This window comes from Kitasatospora sp. NPDC005748, from assembly GCF_040630735.1.
GTDB lineage: Bacteria > Actinomycetota > Actinomycetes > Streptomycetales > Streptomycetaceae > Kitasatospora.
The window spans coordinates 89,901-104,383 of record NZ_JBEXYD010000013.1 but is presented as its reverse complement, the minus strand read 5'-3'; the positions used below and the strand labels follow the sequence as shown (position 1 = coordinate 104,383).

The following is a 14,483-nucleotide window of genomic DNA, read 5'->3' as shown; positions in this document are numbered from 1 at the left end:
GAGGAGAGAGGGGCGACCCGATGACGATCGCGGAGACCCGGCCCGACGCAGCCCCCGTCCCACCCGGCGGAGCGCCGAACGGCACAGCGGGTGGCAGGCCGAGCCGTGCGCTGACGACGGTCTATGTCGCGGGCGCGGTGACGGCGCTGGGCACCCAGATGACCATGCTCGCGCTGCCCTGGCTGGTGCTGGAGAGCACCGGCTCGGCCACCAGGGCGGGCCTGGTCTTCGCGGCCCAGGTGCTGCCCATGGCGCTGCTCGGCTTCGCGGGCGGAGAGGTCATCCAGCGCCTGGGCGCCCGCCGGACCATGGTCGTCTCCGATCTCGCCCGCGCTCCGGTGGTGGCGCTGATCCCGCTGCTGCAGACCCTGGGCGCGCTCAATCTGGCCGTCATCGTGGCGATCGTCACGGCGCTCGGGGCGCTGGCCGTTCCGTACCACGCGGCGCAGCGGGTGCTGGCGATGGAACTGCTGAGCCCGCACGCCCGCTCTCTGGCCCGCGCGAACAGCGCGCTGGCAGGTGTGCAGAACGGCTCGGCGTTCGCCGGACCGGCGCTCGCGGGCGCGCTGATCCCGCTGGTGGGGACCACATCGGTGGTGTGGCTGGACGCGGCCTCGTTCGCCTTCTCCGGGTTGCTGCTGCTGCGCCGCGTCCCGGCAGGGGGTGGCGGGGCCGGAGGGTCCGCGGCCGGGCCCCAAGGCCTGTGGGCGGGGGTGCGGCACCTGTGCGGCGACTGGTTCCTGAGCCGGGCGATGCTGTCCACCGTGGTGTTCGGGCTGATGCTGCGAACCCTGATGATCACCATGCCGGTGCTGGCGTTCGCCCGGTTCGAGGGGGACGCCAGGGTCGGCGGCCTGCTGGTCGCCGCCCATGGCGCCGGCGGCCTGGTGGGCGCGGTGGCCGCCTATGTGCTGGCGGCACGGGTCGCCCCCGTACGACTCGCCTGTACGGCCCTGGTCTGCGTCGCACTGCCCCTGTGGACGCTCCTGGTGCCCGTGTCGGCCGGCCTGCTCGTCGTCGCCGTCGGCCTGTCAGCGGCCGCCGCGCCCCTGGCGAACGCGCCGCTGATGGGACTGCTCTCCGCCCGGCTGCCGGACGGCTTCGGGCCCAAGGTGTTGCAGGCCGTGGTCACGATCAGCGCCCTGGCCGGGCCGCTGGGCTTCCTGGCCGCGGGCGCCGTGCTGGACCGGGCCGGTGTCGCGGCGACCCTGTGGGGCGTCGCCGCGCTCGCGACCTTCGGCAGCGGCAATCTGATCCTGGCCCTGCGCCGCCTCCGGGCCACCGGGGCCCCGGACTGACCCGGCCTTCCGAGAGGACCGCGGTGGACGCGGGTCACGCGGTGGCGGAGTTCACCGGAAGTCCTCCTCGCGGTGCTCCGCGTCCGAGCCCGCCGCGGTGGCCTCGCGCAGCTCGATGCGGCGGATCTGGCGGCCGCTGGTGATGACCAGCGACAAGCTCGCCTCCGCCTACGCCCGAACGCCGTCCCCCTGCCTCGCCCGCGACCTGATCGGCTCAGGCGTTTCGGCGGGCGGACTCGTTCTCCTGGGCCAGCCGGCGCAGGGCGAGCAGGGCGGGCTCCAGCAGGACGGTCAGGAGCAGGGCGCGTTCGGCCTGTTCGAGGGGGTCGTCGCTGGTCCGCAGCTGGTCGAGGTCGAGGACGGCGGTGCGCGCGGCGAGTTCCGCGTAGGGGAGCAGGGTGTGCCGGTCGACGGGTTCGCCGAGCGAGCGGAGGGTCTCCAGGGTCTCCCCCAGCACTGCCCGGGCCGGCGCGTACGGCGAGACCTCCCAGCCCAGCTCCGCGATCAGCGCGTCGACCTCCGCCGCGCCCGGGGCGGTGGCCGGCCGGGCCGCGTCCTCGTCGGCCGGCCGGGCGCCGACCGCCAGGCCGAGCACCTGGTGCTGCTCGCCGCCGTGCGCGGCGATCGCGCCCAGCACCTCCTTGGTGGCGCTCACACTGAGCCCCCGCACCCCGATCAGCGCCCGGACCAGCCGCAGCCTGCGCAGATGGGTCTCGTCGTACTCGGCCTGGGTCGCGGAGGTGGAGCGGCCGGGCGGCAGCAGGCCCTCCCGCAGGTAGTACTTGATCGTCGCGATCGGGACCTCGCTGCGACGGCTCAACTCCGAGATGCGCACGGTACTCCGCTTTCCCCTAGCTATTGGATACCACTACTGTCTAACATAGATAGTGCCACTACCCAATAACGGAGGCGCGTCAGCCATGCCCACGATTCCCTGGATCACCCCGCACCCGGCCACTCCCGGCACGCAGGCCGTCGTGATGGCCTCCCGGTTCGAGGTCCGCTCGCTCGGCGACGTCCCGCGCTTCCTCCTGAAGTCGTACGCCGTCTGGCGCCAGATCCAGTCCGCGCCCGGCGCCCTCGGCGCCTCGCTGATCGCCCGCCCGACCAAGCGGACCTTCTACACGCTGTCGGCCTGGGAGAGCCAGCAGGCGCTCCAGGACTTCGCCCGCGCCGAGCCGCACCGCTCGATCATGACCGGCCTGCGCTCGACCATGCGGGAGTCCGTGTTCACCTACTGGCAGGCCCCGGTCGAGCAGCTCCCCGTCGGCTGGCCCGAAGCCCACCGCCGGCTGGCCGAGCAGCAGGCCACCCGACCGGCCGGCTGACCCGCGGGGCAGCCTAAGGGGGGTGCAGCCGAAGGGGGCGCGACCGGAGCGGCCGGAGCTAGCGGAGGAGCTGCGCCGGTACGTCGGTGGCGCGGGTGAAGACCGAGACGGGGTACTGGGTGTCGCAGTACTTGTTGCCCGTCGAGACGATGCCGATCACCACGCCGTCGACCACGAGCGGCCCGCCGGAGTCGCCCTTGCAGATGCTGTCGGCCGTCCCGGGCCGGGGGCTGCCGCAGACCTTCAGCCGCGGGGAGTCGCCGGGGCCGGTGTAGGGCTCGCAGCCGGACAGCGGCGAGAGCGTGAGCGCGGCCTTCTTCAGGTGGGTCCCCGGGCCGCCGTCGCCCGTCCGGCCGAAGCCGTAGACGGTCGCCGTGCGGCCGTACCGGTACAGCGCCTCGTCCCGGTTCGTCGCGACCCGGACGGTCCGCGCGTTCAGCGGCCGGTCCAGGGTGAGGACGGCCGAGTCGTGGTCCAGGGCGGAAGTGTACCGGGGGTCGACCGCGGCGCTCCGCACCCGCCGCACCTGCCCGCCGTGGCCGGTCAGGTCGGTCCGGCCGGCGATCACCCGCAGCGTGGTCGGGTCGTCGGCCTCGGCCACGCAGTGGCCGGCGGTGAGCACCTTGGTGGGGGCGATCAGGGCACCCGTGCACCACTGCTCGCCGCCGGCCGTCTCCAGGGCCACGACGAACGGGTTGGCGGCGGTGGTGGTGTCGGTGCCCCCGTGGACGGCGGCGGCCGGGGTGGCGGCGACGGCCACCAGGGCGGCGGAGGCCAGCAGGACGGTCAACGGGCGTCGGTACGGCTTGCGCATCGGGCGGGCTCGCATCTCTCTCGGGCGGATCGCTCAGGGCGGAGGTCGTCGGGACGAAGGTGGTCACGGCGAAGGGGCGAAGGTGGTCACGGCGAAGGGGCGAAGGGGCAGAGGGTCGAAAGGGCACCGGCGCTCGCGGTTCCGGTACCCACGATCGGCTCCCACCGCGGATCCCGGGCCCGCGGACCGGGCACCGGCGGCGGGTGGGCGGGCAGAAGCCCTGACGGGGGCGGCCGGCACGGCGCCCGGACCCGAAAGTGGCGCGGGGAGCCACCGCGTTGACACCCCGGCCGACGGGCGGCCCGTCAGTGCCGCACGGCCCCCGGCCCGGTGAGCCGGCAGCGGCGGGGCACCGGACGGACCGGGCCGCGGCAGTTGCCCCCGGTCCGCGCCACCCGACCGGAGCAGCGCCGGGCGCCACCGCCCGGCGCCGGCCGATCGGCCACCGGGCGGCCCCCGTCCGCACCGGCCCGGCGCGGGCCCGGCCGCCGGAGCAGCACCCGGAGGGCGCCCGCCCCGAGCAGGAGCAGCGCGCAGGTGATCAGGATTCGGTGGAGCTGGACGGACACGTGGCTGCTCTTCTCCGCTGAGGACTCGGTCGGTACGGGCGGACCCCCTCGGCCGAAGGACGGACCGCCGCCGCACCGCACAGTGGCCCGGAAGGCGTCCCGGCCGCCAGACCCCCCGGGGAGTTCGGGACGCTGGAACGGCGACAGGTACCGTGATCTGCGGATTCGGTGCCGCCTGGAACGCCGGACCGGAACGAGGGGGGCGCCGGATGAGCGTGGAGACCGACGAGTTCGCTTCGATGCTGAGGGAGCTGAAGGACCGTTCGGGCCGCAGCTACGGCACGCTCGCCACCCGGCTGCACGTCAGCACGTCCACGCTGCACCGCTACTGCAACGGCGCCGCCGTCCCCAACGAGTACGCGCCGGTGGAGCGGTTCGCCCGGGTCTGCGGGGCGGGCGCGGACGAGCTCGTCGAACTGCACCGCCGCTGGATCCTGGCGGACGCGGCCCGGCGCCGTGAGCCCGCCCGCGAACCGGTCCGGCCGGAGCCCGCCGAGCCGCAGCCGGCCCCTGTGGTCACCGTGGCCCCTGAAGCCCCCGACGCCCCGCTTCCGGCGACCGCCCAGGAGGCGACGCTGCCGCCCGTCGACGCCCTGCACTCCGCGCGCAGCCCCCAGGGCGACCCCGCCGACGGCCAGACCCGGCGCCGCAGGCTTCCGTACCCGCGGATCCTGCTGAGCGCGGCGGCCGTGGCCCTCGTCGCCGCCGCGATCCCGCTCCTCGTCCCGAGCGGGCACGGCGGCACCCCGTCGGCGGCTCCCCCGTCCCCGACCGCCGCCGGCGCCCCCTCCACCCCGGCGGCCCCGGCCCCGGTCGCCGGGCAGCCGTCCGCTCCGGCGTCCGACGCGACCACCGCCGCGACCCCCGCCGCGACGAGCGCGGCCGCCCCGGCCCCGTTCCAGGTCACCGTCCTGACCGACAACTGGGGCAGCCCCTGCGGCCAGTGGTTCCTGACCGCCAAGGCGCCGCGCTCGGTGCCCGCGCCCCCGAGCCCCAAGCGGACGGACAGCTGGGCGGCCGCCCAGGAGGCCGTCCCCGCCGGGCACCTGCGGCTGCAGGTGACGGCGCAGGGCGACTCCGCCGTCCCGGTCGTCCTGCACGCCCTCTACGTGCACGTGGTCAGCACCCGCCCGGCCCCGAAGTGGAACGCGTACATGATGGGCTCCGGCTGCGGCGGCAGCATCACCCCGGCGGCCTTCTCGGTCGACCTCGACGCGGCGGCCCCCCGGCCGGTGGCAGTCCCCGCCCAGGAGGGCGAGGTGAAGGCCAAGACCGTCTCGGACTTCCCCTACCGGGTCTCGGCCACCGACCCCCAGGTGCTGAACGTCGAGGCCGGGACCGCCGGGCAGGACGTCAGCTGGTACCTGGAGCTGGAGTGGAGCAGCGGCAGCAGCCACGGCACCCAGACCGTCAAGGACGCCAACGACAAGCCCTTCCGCACCATGGGCCTGAAGGGCGCACCGGGCTACTTCTACCAGGACGACCGCGTGGGCTGGACCCCCACCTCGACCGAGGACTGACCCCCGGGCCGCGCCCACACGTCGGGTAGGCCGGCCACCCGGAGCGGGTGGCCGGCCTACCCGACGTGTGGGCGCGGCGTCAGGCGGCCAGCGTGGCCTCCTCCGCCTGGGCGTCGGCCGGCGCGGCCTTCCTGTCCCGCATGACCAGGGTGGCGAGCAGGGCCGCGGCGAGGACGCCGACCGCGCTGATCGTGAAGGTGGTCGACATCGAGGAGGTGAAGGCCTCCCGGGCGGAGTGGACCAGTCCGGCGTCCCCGCCGGCGGCGGCCAGGGCGTCGCCGATCGAGCGCTTGGCCTGCGCGGAGCTGTCGGCGGGCATCTCCCGGGCGAACCGGCTGGAGAGCAGGGAGCCGAGGATGGCGATGCCGAGCGCGCTGCCGGCCTGCTGGATGGTGTCGTTCAGGGCGGAGCCGACGCCCGCCTTCTCGGCGGGGATGGTGCCCATCAGGGCGCCGATGGCGGCCGGCATCGCCAGCCCGGCGCCGAGGCCGAGCAGGCCGAGGGCGACGGCCGGGAGGGTGAACCCGGCGTCGGCGGAGACCGTGCTCAGGAGGCCGAAGGCGGCGGCCATGAGCAGCATGCCGACCAGGACGAGCAGGCGGTTGCCGATCTTCGCGGCGAGCCCGGCACCGGCGCCGTTGCCGATCAGCGCGGCCACGGCCAGCGGCACGAAGGCGAGGCCCGCCTTGACCGGGGAGTACCCGAGCACGAACTGCAGGTACTGGGTGAGGACGAGCAGCAGACCGCCGTTGCCGATCTGGACGAGGGTCAGCGAGAGCGAGCCGCCGCTGAAGTTGCGGTGCTTGAACAGGGCGAGCGGGACCATCGGCTCGGAGGTGACGTTCTCCCAGATCACGAACCCGCCGAGGGCGACGACGGCGACGATCAGGGTGACGGCGGAGCGGCCGTCGAAGGCGCCGTGCTGCGGGATCTCGATGATCCACCAGATCATGGCGGTCATGCCGACGGCGGAGAGCACCGCGCCCAGCGGGTCGGCCTTCTGCCAGGGGCCCTTCGACTCCGGCATGAGGGTCAGGGCGGCGACGACGGCGAGGACGACGACCGGGACGTTGATGAAGAAGATCGAGTGCCAGGAGAAGTGGTCGATCAGGACGCCGCCGAGCACCGGGCTGCCGACCAGGCCGAGCATCGACACCGAGCCCCAGGCCGCCATCGCCTTGCTGCGCTCGTCCTCGTCGAAGACGGTGATCAGGATGGAGAGGGTGGACGGCATGATCAGCGCACCGCCGACACCCATCGCGACGCGGGCCGCGATGACCTCGCCAGGGCTGGTGCAGTAGGTCGCGGCCAGTGAGGCGGCGCCGAACAGCAGCAGGCCGATGATCATCACCTTGCGGCGGCCGAACCGGTCCCCGAGGCTGCCCGAGGTGAGCAGCAGCCCGGCGAAGACCAGGATGTAGGAGTCGAGGATCCACTGGGTGTCCTGGGCGCTCGCCCCGATGGACTCCGTCATCGACGGCACCGCCACCGTGAGCGCCATGCCGTCGATCACCAGGACCAGCGTGCTGAGGCAGAGCACGACGAGGATCCACCAACGACGTGGGTTGCGGGTTTCCATGGGTTGTCCCTCCGAGTTGCGCACACTGTTCCTTCGCTGCGCACACTGTACGCAGAACGGAACAGTGTGCGCAACCACTGCACCTGTACGCTGGATGCGCACGGCGTACGCAGGAAGATGTGAAGAGGAGAACCTCATGGCCACCAAGGCGAACCCGGCCCCGTCCGTCTGGGCACGGCAGCAGCGGGAGGCGGAGCAGCCGGCGCTCAACCGGGCCGCCATCGTCCGGGAGGCGATCGCCGTGCTGGACGCCGACGGCATCGACGCGCTCAGCATGCGCAAACTCGGCGCCCGTCTGAACGCGGGCGCGACGTCCCTCTACCGGCACGTGGCCACCAAGGACGAGCTGATGGAGCTCGCGGTGGACGAGGTCTTCGGCGAGAGCACCGTCCCGCCCGCCGACAGCCCCGACTGGCGGGAGGCCGTCGCCGAGGCCGCCGAGTCCTTCCGCGCGACCGCGCTGCGGCACCCGTGGCTCGCCTCGGTCCTCGGCCAGGCGGGGCTCGCCTACCTCGGCCCCAACCTGAAGGCCTACTCCGAGCGCGTCGCCGCCCTGTTCGTCACCGCCGGGTTCCCCGAGCCGGAGCGCGCGATCGAGACCGTGATCACCTACGTGATCGGGATGAGCACGACGGAGACGGCCTGGCTGACCACGGTGGCCCGCTCCGGCCAGACCGAGGCCGAGTTCATCGAGGGGCTGATCCCCGCCGCCCAGGAGGCGGCGGCCGACACCGAGCACCTCTCCGCCGCGTACGCGGCGGCGATCGGCGTCGACCCGGTGGCCCTGCGCAACGAGAAGTTCACCTACGGCCTGAACGTCATCCTCGACGGCCTGGCCCTACGCCTCCCCGACCCGAGGTAACCGCCGGTGCGGCTGGGTCACATCCGCGACTGAGGGGGTTGCGGCTCGACCGACTACGGGCCCGGGGGGCAGGTGGCCGGGGTGGCCCGGGGAATCTGCGCCGGGGCCTCGTCCCCGTCGGCCTGGTGCGGCAGCGGGACGGTGGGCCGGTGGCGGAGGTCGGCGACCGTGACCCGGAGGACGGCGATCAGGGCGAACAGCATCAGGACGCCGTGGGCCGGCATCGACAGGTACGGGTCCACGTCGCGGTTGATGAACTTGAGGTAGCTGCCGAACGAGGACAGCTGCACCAGCACCGGCAGGTACCAGAGCTGCCGGGGCAGTTGGAAGGCCACGATCACGCTGAGCACGTCGGCTATGTAGAAGTAGCGCTCGTGCATCGACGGCAGCAGGAAGGGCACCGCGATCGCGGAGGCGGTGGCCAGCAGCAGGATCCGGGTGTCCGTGAGCACCCGCCGCCCCGCCTGGCCGGCCGCGGCGGCGCCGGCCTGCCGCAGGGCCCGCACCGCGAGCCCCACCAGCGCCAGGACCACCACGCCGGCGACCACGACGCCGATGCCCCGCGCGGTGTCCTGGGCGTCCTGCGGGACGGAGACGAACTGGTACACCGACGGCGCGTAGAGCGTGAGGTCCTTGTACGTGTCCGGCTGCCGGGTGTAGACGGTCAGCAGCTGCCACGGGTCCGCGCCGAGCAGGAAGGCGGGGATGTCGAGGGCCACGTACGCGGCCACGGCGGCGAACAGGCTCCGCCAGGGGATCCGGTTCGCCAGGACGAGCACCAGCAGGGCGGGGAACAGGAAGACGGCCTGGAGCTTGAACGCGAGCGCGATCCCGAAGAACGCGCACGCCCAGGTGGGCCGGTCCCGGAGCAGGTGGTAGACGCCGCCCACCAGGAAGGTCGTGAAGATCGCGTCGGCCTGGCCCCACCAGCCGCTGTTGGTGACGACCGTGGGCAGGAAGAGCACGACCACCGCGGCACCGAGGGCGCGCCACGGCCGCTGCGGCCACCGCAGCTCCACGATGCGGAACACGTAGGACGCCAGGGCGAGGTCGAAGAGGATCGAGACCCACTTGATCCCGGCGAGCGCCGTCACCGGGAGGTAGGTGAGCGCGGCCATGAGGTAGAGGTACGGGACGTTGTAGTCCGAGAAGTCCGCATGGCTGAGAGCGTTGAAGCCGCCGTTCTCGGCGATGTACCGGTACCACGGACCGAGGAAGTAGTAGTAGTCCGACGACTCACTGTCCAGCAGGAGGATCCTGACGGTCAGCGCGGCCAGCACCGCGGCTGCCGCGGCCAGCGCCAGGACGATCGGATCGACGCCGTCACGGCGCGACTCCTCGGTGGTGATGTCGGACATCGCACTCCGTTCGGTTGGCCACGGCGCCCCCGAAGCCGTGCACCGAAAATCATATATACAGACACAAGTACGCCGAGCGAAGGGCTATCAGGGCACGAACCAGGGCAGGTCGCAGCGCTGAAGTGGCCGAAGTGAGGGTAGTGACGGGAGTCCCGGAAGGGGCCGGAGCAGGAAGTCGGACCGGTCGACTTCCCACTACTCCGGCTTGAGCTCGAACCAGACGATCTTGCCCACGTGCCCCGGACCCCGGGGCCGGGCGCCCCAGGAGGCGGCGAGGGCCTCCACGAGTTCGAGCCCGCGACCGCCCTCGTCCTCGGGGCCGGCCTGACGGGGCTCGGGCAGGTCCGGGTTGGCGTCGGCGACCTCGACCCGGAGCGCACCGCATTCCGTGACGGCGAACCGGACGCCGATGAGGCGGTCACGCGGGCCACGGGCGTGGCGGCAGGCGTTGGTGACCAGTTCGCTGAGGAGGAGCAGGGCGGTCTCGGTCGTCTCGTCGGGCACCCGCCAGGCGTAGGCCTGCCGGAGGAGTTGCACGCGGGCATGGCCGACACTGCGGGGGTGGCGAGGGAACATCCACTCGATGTCGACGGGCTGAGTGATCATCAGTGTCCTTGATGCGGAGAGCCTTTGGCGTCACCCACAGGAGCGGAGATCGGCCATTTCACGTCCCAGGATTCGGCCTTCAGGCATAGCCTCAGTAGTGACGCCGGCGGTTCAGCGAGGGAATGACCCGCAGGTCGACCGCATGAGGAGGGGTACGGGGATGAGCGCGCCCGCACAGCCGCCGATGGCTTGGAAGTACTGTGGCGATCAGATCAAGCGCTGGCGCGAGCATTCCGGCGTGACGAGGGAGCAGTTGAGCCAGGCGGCCAGCTACGACCCGGAGAGCGTCCGATCCATGGAAGCGGGCCGACGGAAGCCCTCGGTCAAGCTGCTGACAGTCGCGGACGAGCTATGCAACGCCCGAGGAATGTTGCTCGGTGCTGTCGACTACCTGAAACCCGAGAAGTTCCCGTCATTCTCGCAGGACTTCATGAGGTACGAGGCTGAGGCGACCGTTCTGAGCTCCTATGAGAATCAACTCGTCCCCGGGTTGCTCCAGACCGAAGCAACCGCACAGGCCTTGATCAACGCCCACTGGCCGCCACTTGATGACGACACCGTGACCGAGAGAGTCGCAGCCAGGATCGCTCGCCAGTCGACCTTGCAGAAGCAGACGAAATCCTTCAACTTCCTCATCGAGGAGTTCGCTCTCAGGCGCCGAGTCGGCACCGAGGACGTCCATCGCAAGCAACTGGAACACCTCCTCGCCGCCGGCACACCTCGGCACGTCTCCATCCAGGTGGTGCCCGCCCATGGAGTACACCCGGGGGTCAACGGCCCGTTCGTCCTTCTTGAGACCGCCGATCACGAGCGCTTGGCCTACGAGGAAGGCCAGTCCATGGGGCTTCTGTTTGCAGAGCGAGAGAAGGTGAATCTCCTCTGGCAGCGCTATGCAATGATCCTCCGGCAGGCCCTCAGCCCCGAGGAGTCGGCTCGGTTCATCAGAACTCTGTCGGAGGAACTATGAGCGCCAACCTGACTTGGACCAAGTCCAGTTACAGCGGGACCGAGGGCGGCAACTGCGTCGAGGTCGCCTCCTCCAGCCTCACCGTCCACGTCCGGGACTCCAAGGACAAGGCCGGGCCGCAGCTCTCCTTCTCGCCCGCCGCCTGGGCCGCGTTCCTCGTCTTCGCAGCCGAAGCTCAGGTGTCGGGGGTCGAGTGACTTCCTAGCGGAACGGGTGGGTGAACACCCCCCACCCGCCCTCCCAACCACCGCCGTAGCCAGCCCGTATGACTAATCGTCACCGGTCGCCACGGGCTGCGCACGCCGTGTAGCGTGCGCACCAACGAATCAACCCCCGCCGGTGCACCAACACCGAACGGGGGTCTGACCGACACGATCGAAAGCAGTCGATCCTGTGGCTACCCACGACTTTAGCCCTGCCCTGCCCCCGATGGCGTCCCCCGGCTACGGAAAGCGTTCCGCGCCGGGCCAAAATCCCCCTCGCGCCGACGACTTCGCGCAGCTGCCCGCCCGTGAGGCCTACCTGGCGCGGCTGGTCGACCGGCTGCCCGAGGGCGCCGCGATGGACACCAAGACCCTCGCCCGCGAGCAGCCGCACTACGGCCAGCAGGCCGTCCGCAGCGCGCTCAACCGGCTCTCCGTCGCCGGTCACCTGCGCCGCGTCCGCGAGCGGGTCGACGGCGACCGCACGCAGTGGGTGTTCCGCACCTACTTCTCCCGGACGCCCCGGGACGACGCCTGGTGGTCCCGCTTCCTGACCGTCGGCGACACGGACGGCAGTGCCGACACCGGCCCCGCGCAGGTTCACCCGGACGAGCGACCCCACCCCCGCGTGGACAGGTCACCCGCCTACCGGGCCCTCGCCGCCCTCGGGCTCGCCGACCCCCGGCTCGCGCTCTCGGCGCGCGACTGCGACTCCCTCGAACCGCTCGCCGCCCAGTGGCTCGCGCGCGGGGCCGGTACGGCGTACCTCACCACCGCGCTGACCGCCGGGCTCCCGCCGGCCGTCCACAGCCCGGCCGCCTTCGTCCACCGCAGCCTGGCCGACAAGATGCCGCCCGAACGCACCGGGGAGCCGACGGCGCCGGTCACCCGCGTCCTGGAGTGCACCGACTGCCGCACCCCGAGCCGGCCGCAGGCCCTCCTCGGCGGCCTCTGCCGGGCCTGCCGGGCGGGCGCCTCCGACGCCCCGCCACCGCGCACCCGGCTCTCGCCCCAGGCCGTGCACCGGCACGCCGCCCGGGTGCGCGCCTCGGTCCGCCCCAACCCGTCCGTACGGCAGCCGCATTGATCCCCCCTTCACCCCCTCCCCCCTAGACTGCCGACCGGCGCACGGGCCGAGGGGGTGGGCGTTGAACACACGGGAGTGGTCCTTCTACGAGGGCGCGGACGGTTCGACGCCCCTGGTCAAGGACCTGCAGAAGGCCCGGCTGGCCACCCACGAGCGGGCCCGGCTGTTCGTCCTGATGAACCGGGTCAAGGAGCGGCAGACCCTGCCGGGGGACGTCAAGGACCTCGGCAACGACCTCCTGGAGGTGCGGCTCACCGGCGATCACCGCACCTTCCGGCTGCTCTTCGCGGAGGAGGGCGAGGGCCTGGTCCTGCTCGCCCTGTCGTTCTTCCAGAAGAAGTCCCAGAAGACCCCGCCGAACGAGCGCGGCGCCGCGGAGCGGCGGCTCAGGGAGTGGCGGAACCGGCCGTCGGCGGGCTGAGTTCCCGGTTCTCGATATCGGCTTCGGGCGATAATGTTGAAGCACTCTGAGGGGAGGCGGCCATGGCACCCACGCTGCACGATCTACTCGACCTCGACCCGGACGATCCCCGCGTCGCCGCGAGCCTGGCCGACGCGCAGGCCTACGCCGAACTCGTGGAGACCCTGGTGGTGGCCCGCAAGAAGCGCGGTCTGACCCAGCGCGAGGTGGCGGACCTGATGGGGACGTCGCAGTCGACGATCTCCGAGTTCGAGCGGGTGGGCGGCGACGCCCGCTACTCCACGCTCCAGCGGTACGCCCGCGCGGTCGACGCCCGGCTGTACAGCCTGGTCGACCACACCGCCGCGGACCTGACGCCCGCCTGGAAGCCCGCGCCGGTCGAGGTGCAGGTCCGGGTGGCCGTCCGCGAGCGCGGAGCACGGTCCCGGCCGACCGCCTGGGGCGACGACGCGCAGCGGTCGGTGACCGTCTGATGGCCGGTTCGCCCGCCCGCCCGGGGGTCCGGCGCTTCGCCACCCTCGACGAGCTCTCCGCCGCCACCGAGCTGGACGACGTCACCTTCCTGGAGGTGTCCGGCCGGCGCCTCTTCGACCAGCAGGAGCCGCGCAGCGAGGCGGAGAACCGGACCACGCTCGCGGTCTGGCTCCGCGAGGGCGACGACGGGACCACCCTGGAGGTGCGCTGCCGGCTGGCACTGGGGAGCGCCCAGGCCGACTTCGTGGTGGACGCGGCGGCGGCCTTCTCGCTGGGGGCGCCGTTCGAGCTTCCCGCCGAACTGCAGCAGCTGTTCGTCGACCGGATCGGCGTGACGGTGCTCTACCCGTACCTGCGGGAGGCCCTCCAGGGCAGCGCCACCAAGCTCGGCGTCGACACCCCGCTGCTCTCGCTGCGCGGCCCGGGGCAGGGCGTCCGCTAGCGCTCGGACCGCCAGCCCCGACAGGGCCTCGTCACAGGGCCCCGTCACAGAGCCTCGTCACAGGGTCTACACGGCTCGCTCATGAATAATCTCAGGCGACAGCGTTAACCTATGCAAAATCCAAAGGTGAACTAGGTTACAAACCTTGAAATCAAAGCCAGCCGGTTTGCCCACATGCTGAGATCCGTGCGATAGTCGAGATGTCCGGCGGCGAACGACGACGACCCGCCGAGGACACCGAGACTACGGCCCGCCCGACCTGGCACGGCCGTCGCCCATCGTGTCGGCACGCACCCCCTTGGCCGCGCGATGACTTGCAGGGGCCCCCACGCACCGGAACACGGTGGATCGGGGGCCCTGCGCGTTTTCCGGGCACGGCCACGGCTGCGGCACGGCCACGGCTGCGGCGCGACCACGGCGGATGCCGCCGCGACGCCTCAGTGGCGCTCGCGCACCTTGAGCTCGAACCAGACGCCCTTGCCGCGCGGCAGCAGATCGGCGCCCCAGCGGTCGGCGAGGTCGTCGACGACCTTGAGCCCGCGCCCGAACTCGTTGATCGGCAGCGGCTCGGCCATGATCAGACAGGGCAGCGCCCGCGAGGAGTCCCGCACCTCGACCCGCAGCCAGCCGGGCTTGCGCGACACCTGGACGCCGATGGTCCGCCCGGCCGCGTGCCGCACCGCGTTGGCCACCAGCTCGCTGGTGAGCAGCTCGCCGACCTCCAACTGCTGGTGCAGCTCCCAGGACTCCAGCACCGAGAGCACCAGCCGGCGGGCCAGCGGCCCGGACTCCGGCCTCGACGGCAACCGCATCTCGCCCGGTGCCGACTGGTCGCACAGCCTGCCGAAGTACATCCGCTCCAGCTCCTCGGAGCTGAGCCGCTCCAGGGCCGCCAGCGCGTCCTGGAAGCACATCCACGATGCCTCAGCGACCAAGCTCGACCCAGGAAGTGATG

General features: G+C 72.4%; 16 protein-coding genes. 10 read left to right on the top strand and 6 right to left on the bottom strand.

All coding sequences use genetic code 11. The features are described from left to right. Nucleotides 1-20: 20 nt before the first annotated feature. Nucleotides 21-1,298: an MFS transporter gene (locus ABZ495_RS13350; RefSeq protein WP_359835758.1), complete on the top strand. Its 1,278-nt coding sequence runs from the start codon at nucleotides 21-23 to the stop codon at nucleotides 1,296-1,298. 214 nt (nucleotides 1,299-1,512) lie between these two features. On the opposite strand, the gene ABZ495_RS13345 is transcribed toward ABZ495_RS13350, so the two are convergent. Continuing rightward, nucleotides 1,513-2,133, bottom strand: a complete 621-nt coding sequence (locus ABZ495_RS13345; protein ID WP_359835756.1) for a MerR family transcriptional regulator — start codon at nucleotides 2,131-2,133, stop codon at nucleotides 1,513-1,515. Between the two features lie 85 nt (nucleotides 2,134-2,218). Here ABZ495_RS13345 and ABZ495_RS13340 point away from each other — a divergent pair, with 85 nt between their 5' ends. Further along, the gene (locus ABZ495_RS13340; RefSeq protein ID WP_359835754.1) at nucleotides 2,219-2,626 is read left to right on the top strand and encodes a DUF3291 domain-containing protein; all 408 of its coding nucleotides are present in this window, start codon (nucleotides 2,219-2,221) and stop codon (nucleotides 2,624-2,626) included. Between the two features lie 58 nt (nucleotides 2,627-2,684). Here the strand turns inward: ABZ495_RS13340 and ABZ495_RS13335 are convergent, their stop codons facing one another. After that, complete coding sequence (locus tag ABZ495_RS13335) at nucleotides 2,685-3,440, bottom strand: trypsin-like serine protease (RefSeq protein ID WP_359835752.1); 756 nt, start codon at nucleotides 3,438-3,440, stop codon at nucleotides 2,685-2,687. A gap of 778 nt (nucleotides 3,441-4,218) precedes the next feature. On the opposite strand from ABZ495_RS13335, the gene ABZ495_RS13330 reads away from it, so the two are divergent. Then, nucleotides 4,219-5,529: a helix-turn-helix transcriptional regulator gene (locus tag ABZ495_RS13330; RefSeq protein WP_359835750.1), complete on the top strand. Its 1,311-nt coding sequence runs from the start codon at nucleotides 4,219-4,221 to the stop codon at nucleotides 5,527-5,529. A gap of 79 nt (nucleotides 5,530-5,608) precedes the next feature. Here ABZ495_RS13330 and ABZ495_RS13325 read toward each other — a convergent pair whose 3' ends face one another. Continuing rightward, nucleotides 5,609-7,108 (bottom strand): MFS transporter, encoded by a 1,500-nt coding sequence (locus tag ABZ495_RS13325; RefSeq protein ID WP_359835748.1) that lies wholly within the window; start codon nucleotides 7,106-7,108, stop codon nucleotides 5,609-5,611. 136 nt (nucleotides 7,109-7,244) lie between these two features. Here ABZ495_RS13325 and ABZ495_RS13320 point away from each other — a divergent pair, with 136 nt between their 5' ends. Beyond that, a complete protein-coding gene (locus ABZ495_RS13320) occupies nucleotides 7,245-7,970 on the top strand; it encodes a TetR/AcrR family transcriptional regulator C-terminal domain-containing protein (protein ID WP_359835746.1) in 726 nt (241 codons plus the stop codon). A gap of 53 nt (nucleotides 7,971-8,023) precedes the next feature. Here ABZ495_RS13320 and ABZ495_RS13315 read toward each other — a convergent pair whose 3' ends face one another. Next, nucleotides 8,024-9,328 (bottom strand): glycosyltransferase 87 family protein, encoded by a 1,305-nt coding sequence (locus tag ABZ495_RS13315; RefSeq protein ID WP_359835744.1) that lies wholly within the window; start codon nucleotides 9,326-9,328, stop codon nucleotides 8,024-8,026. Between the two features lie 195 nt (nucleotides 9,329-9,523). Next, a complete protein-coding gene (locus ABZ495_RS13310; protein WP_359835742.1) occupies nucleotides 9,524-9,934 on the bottom strand; it encodes an ATP-binding protein in 411 nt (136 codons plus the stop codon). A gap of 160 nt (nucleotides 9,935-10,094) precedes the next feature. Between ABZ495_RS13310 and ABZ495_RS13305 the strand changes: the two genes are divergently transcribed. From ABZ495_RS13305 to ABZ495_RS13280, 6 genes are all read left to right on the top strand, one after another. Further along, a complete protein-coding gene (locus ABZ495_RS13305; protein WP_359835740.1) occupies nucleotides 10,095-10,901 on the top strand; it encodes a helix-turn-helix transcriptional regulator in 807 nt (268 codons plus the stop codon). Further along, nucleotides 10,898-11,098: a DUF397 domain-containing protein gene (locus ABZ495_RS13300; protein ID WP_359835738.1), complete on the top strand. Its 201-nt coding sequence runs from the start codon at nucleotides 10,898-10,900 to the stop codon at nucleotides 11,096-11,098. Before ABZ495_RS13305 ends, ABZ495_RS13300 begins: the two co-directional genes overlap by 4 nt. Nucleotides 11,099-11,330: 232 nt before the next feature. Further along, nucleotides 11,331-12,191 (top strand): hypothetical protein, encoded by an 861-nt coding sequence (locus ABZ495_RS13295; protein ID WP_359835736.1) that lies wholly within the window; start codon nucleotides 11,331-11,333, stop codon nucleotides 12,189-12,191. A gap of 61 nt (nucleotides 12,192-12,252) precedes the next feature. Continuing rightward, nucleotides 12,253-12,612: a type II toxin-antitoxin system RelE/ParE family toxin gene (locus ABZ495_RS13290; RefSeq protein ID WP_359803073.1), complete on the top strand. Its 360-nt coding sequence runs from the start codon at nucleotides 12,253-12,255 to the stop codon at nucleotides 12,610-12,612. 62 nt (nucleotides 12,613-12,674) lie between these two features. Further along, on the top strand, nucleotides 12,675-13,085 hold the full coding sequence (locus ABZ495_RS13285; protein ID WP_359803075.1) for a helix-turn-helix transcriptional regulator: 411 nt from the start codon (nucleotides 12,675-12,677) through the stop codon (nucleotides 13,083-13,085). After that, complete coding sequence (locus tag ABZ495_RS13280; protein ID WP_359835734.1) at nucleotides 13,085-13,528, top strand: hypothetical protein; 444 nt, start codon at nucleotides 13,085-13,087, stop codon at nucleotides 13,526-13,528. Before ABZ495_RS13285 ends, ABZ495_RS13280 begins: the two co-directional genes overlap by 1 nt. A gap of 437 nt (nucleotides 13,529-13,965) precedes the next feature. Here ABZ495_RS13280 and ABZ495_RS13275 read toward each other — a convergent pair whose 3' ends face one another. Beyond that, nucleotides 13,966-14,442 carry an ATP-binding protein gene (locus ABZ495_RS13275; RefSeq protein WP_359835733.1) on the bottom strand — a complete coding sequence of 159 codons (477 nt, stop codon included), beginning with the start codon at nucleotides 14,440-14,442 and terminating at the stop codon, nucleotides 13,966-13,968. Nucleotides 14,443-14,483 lie beyond the last annotated feature (41 nt).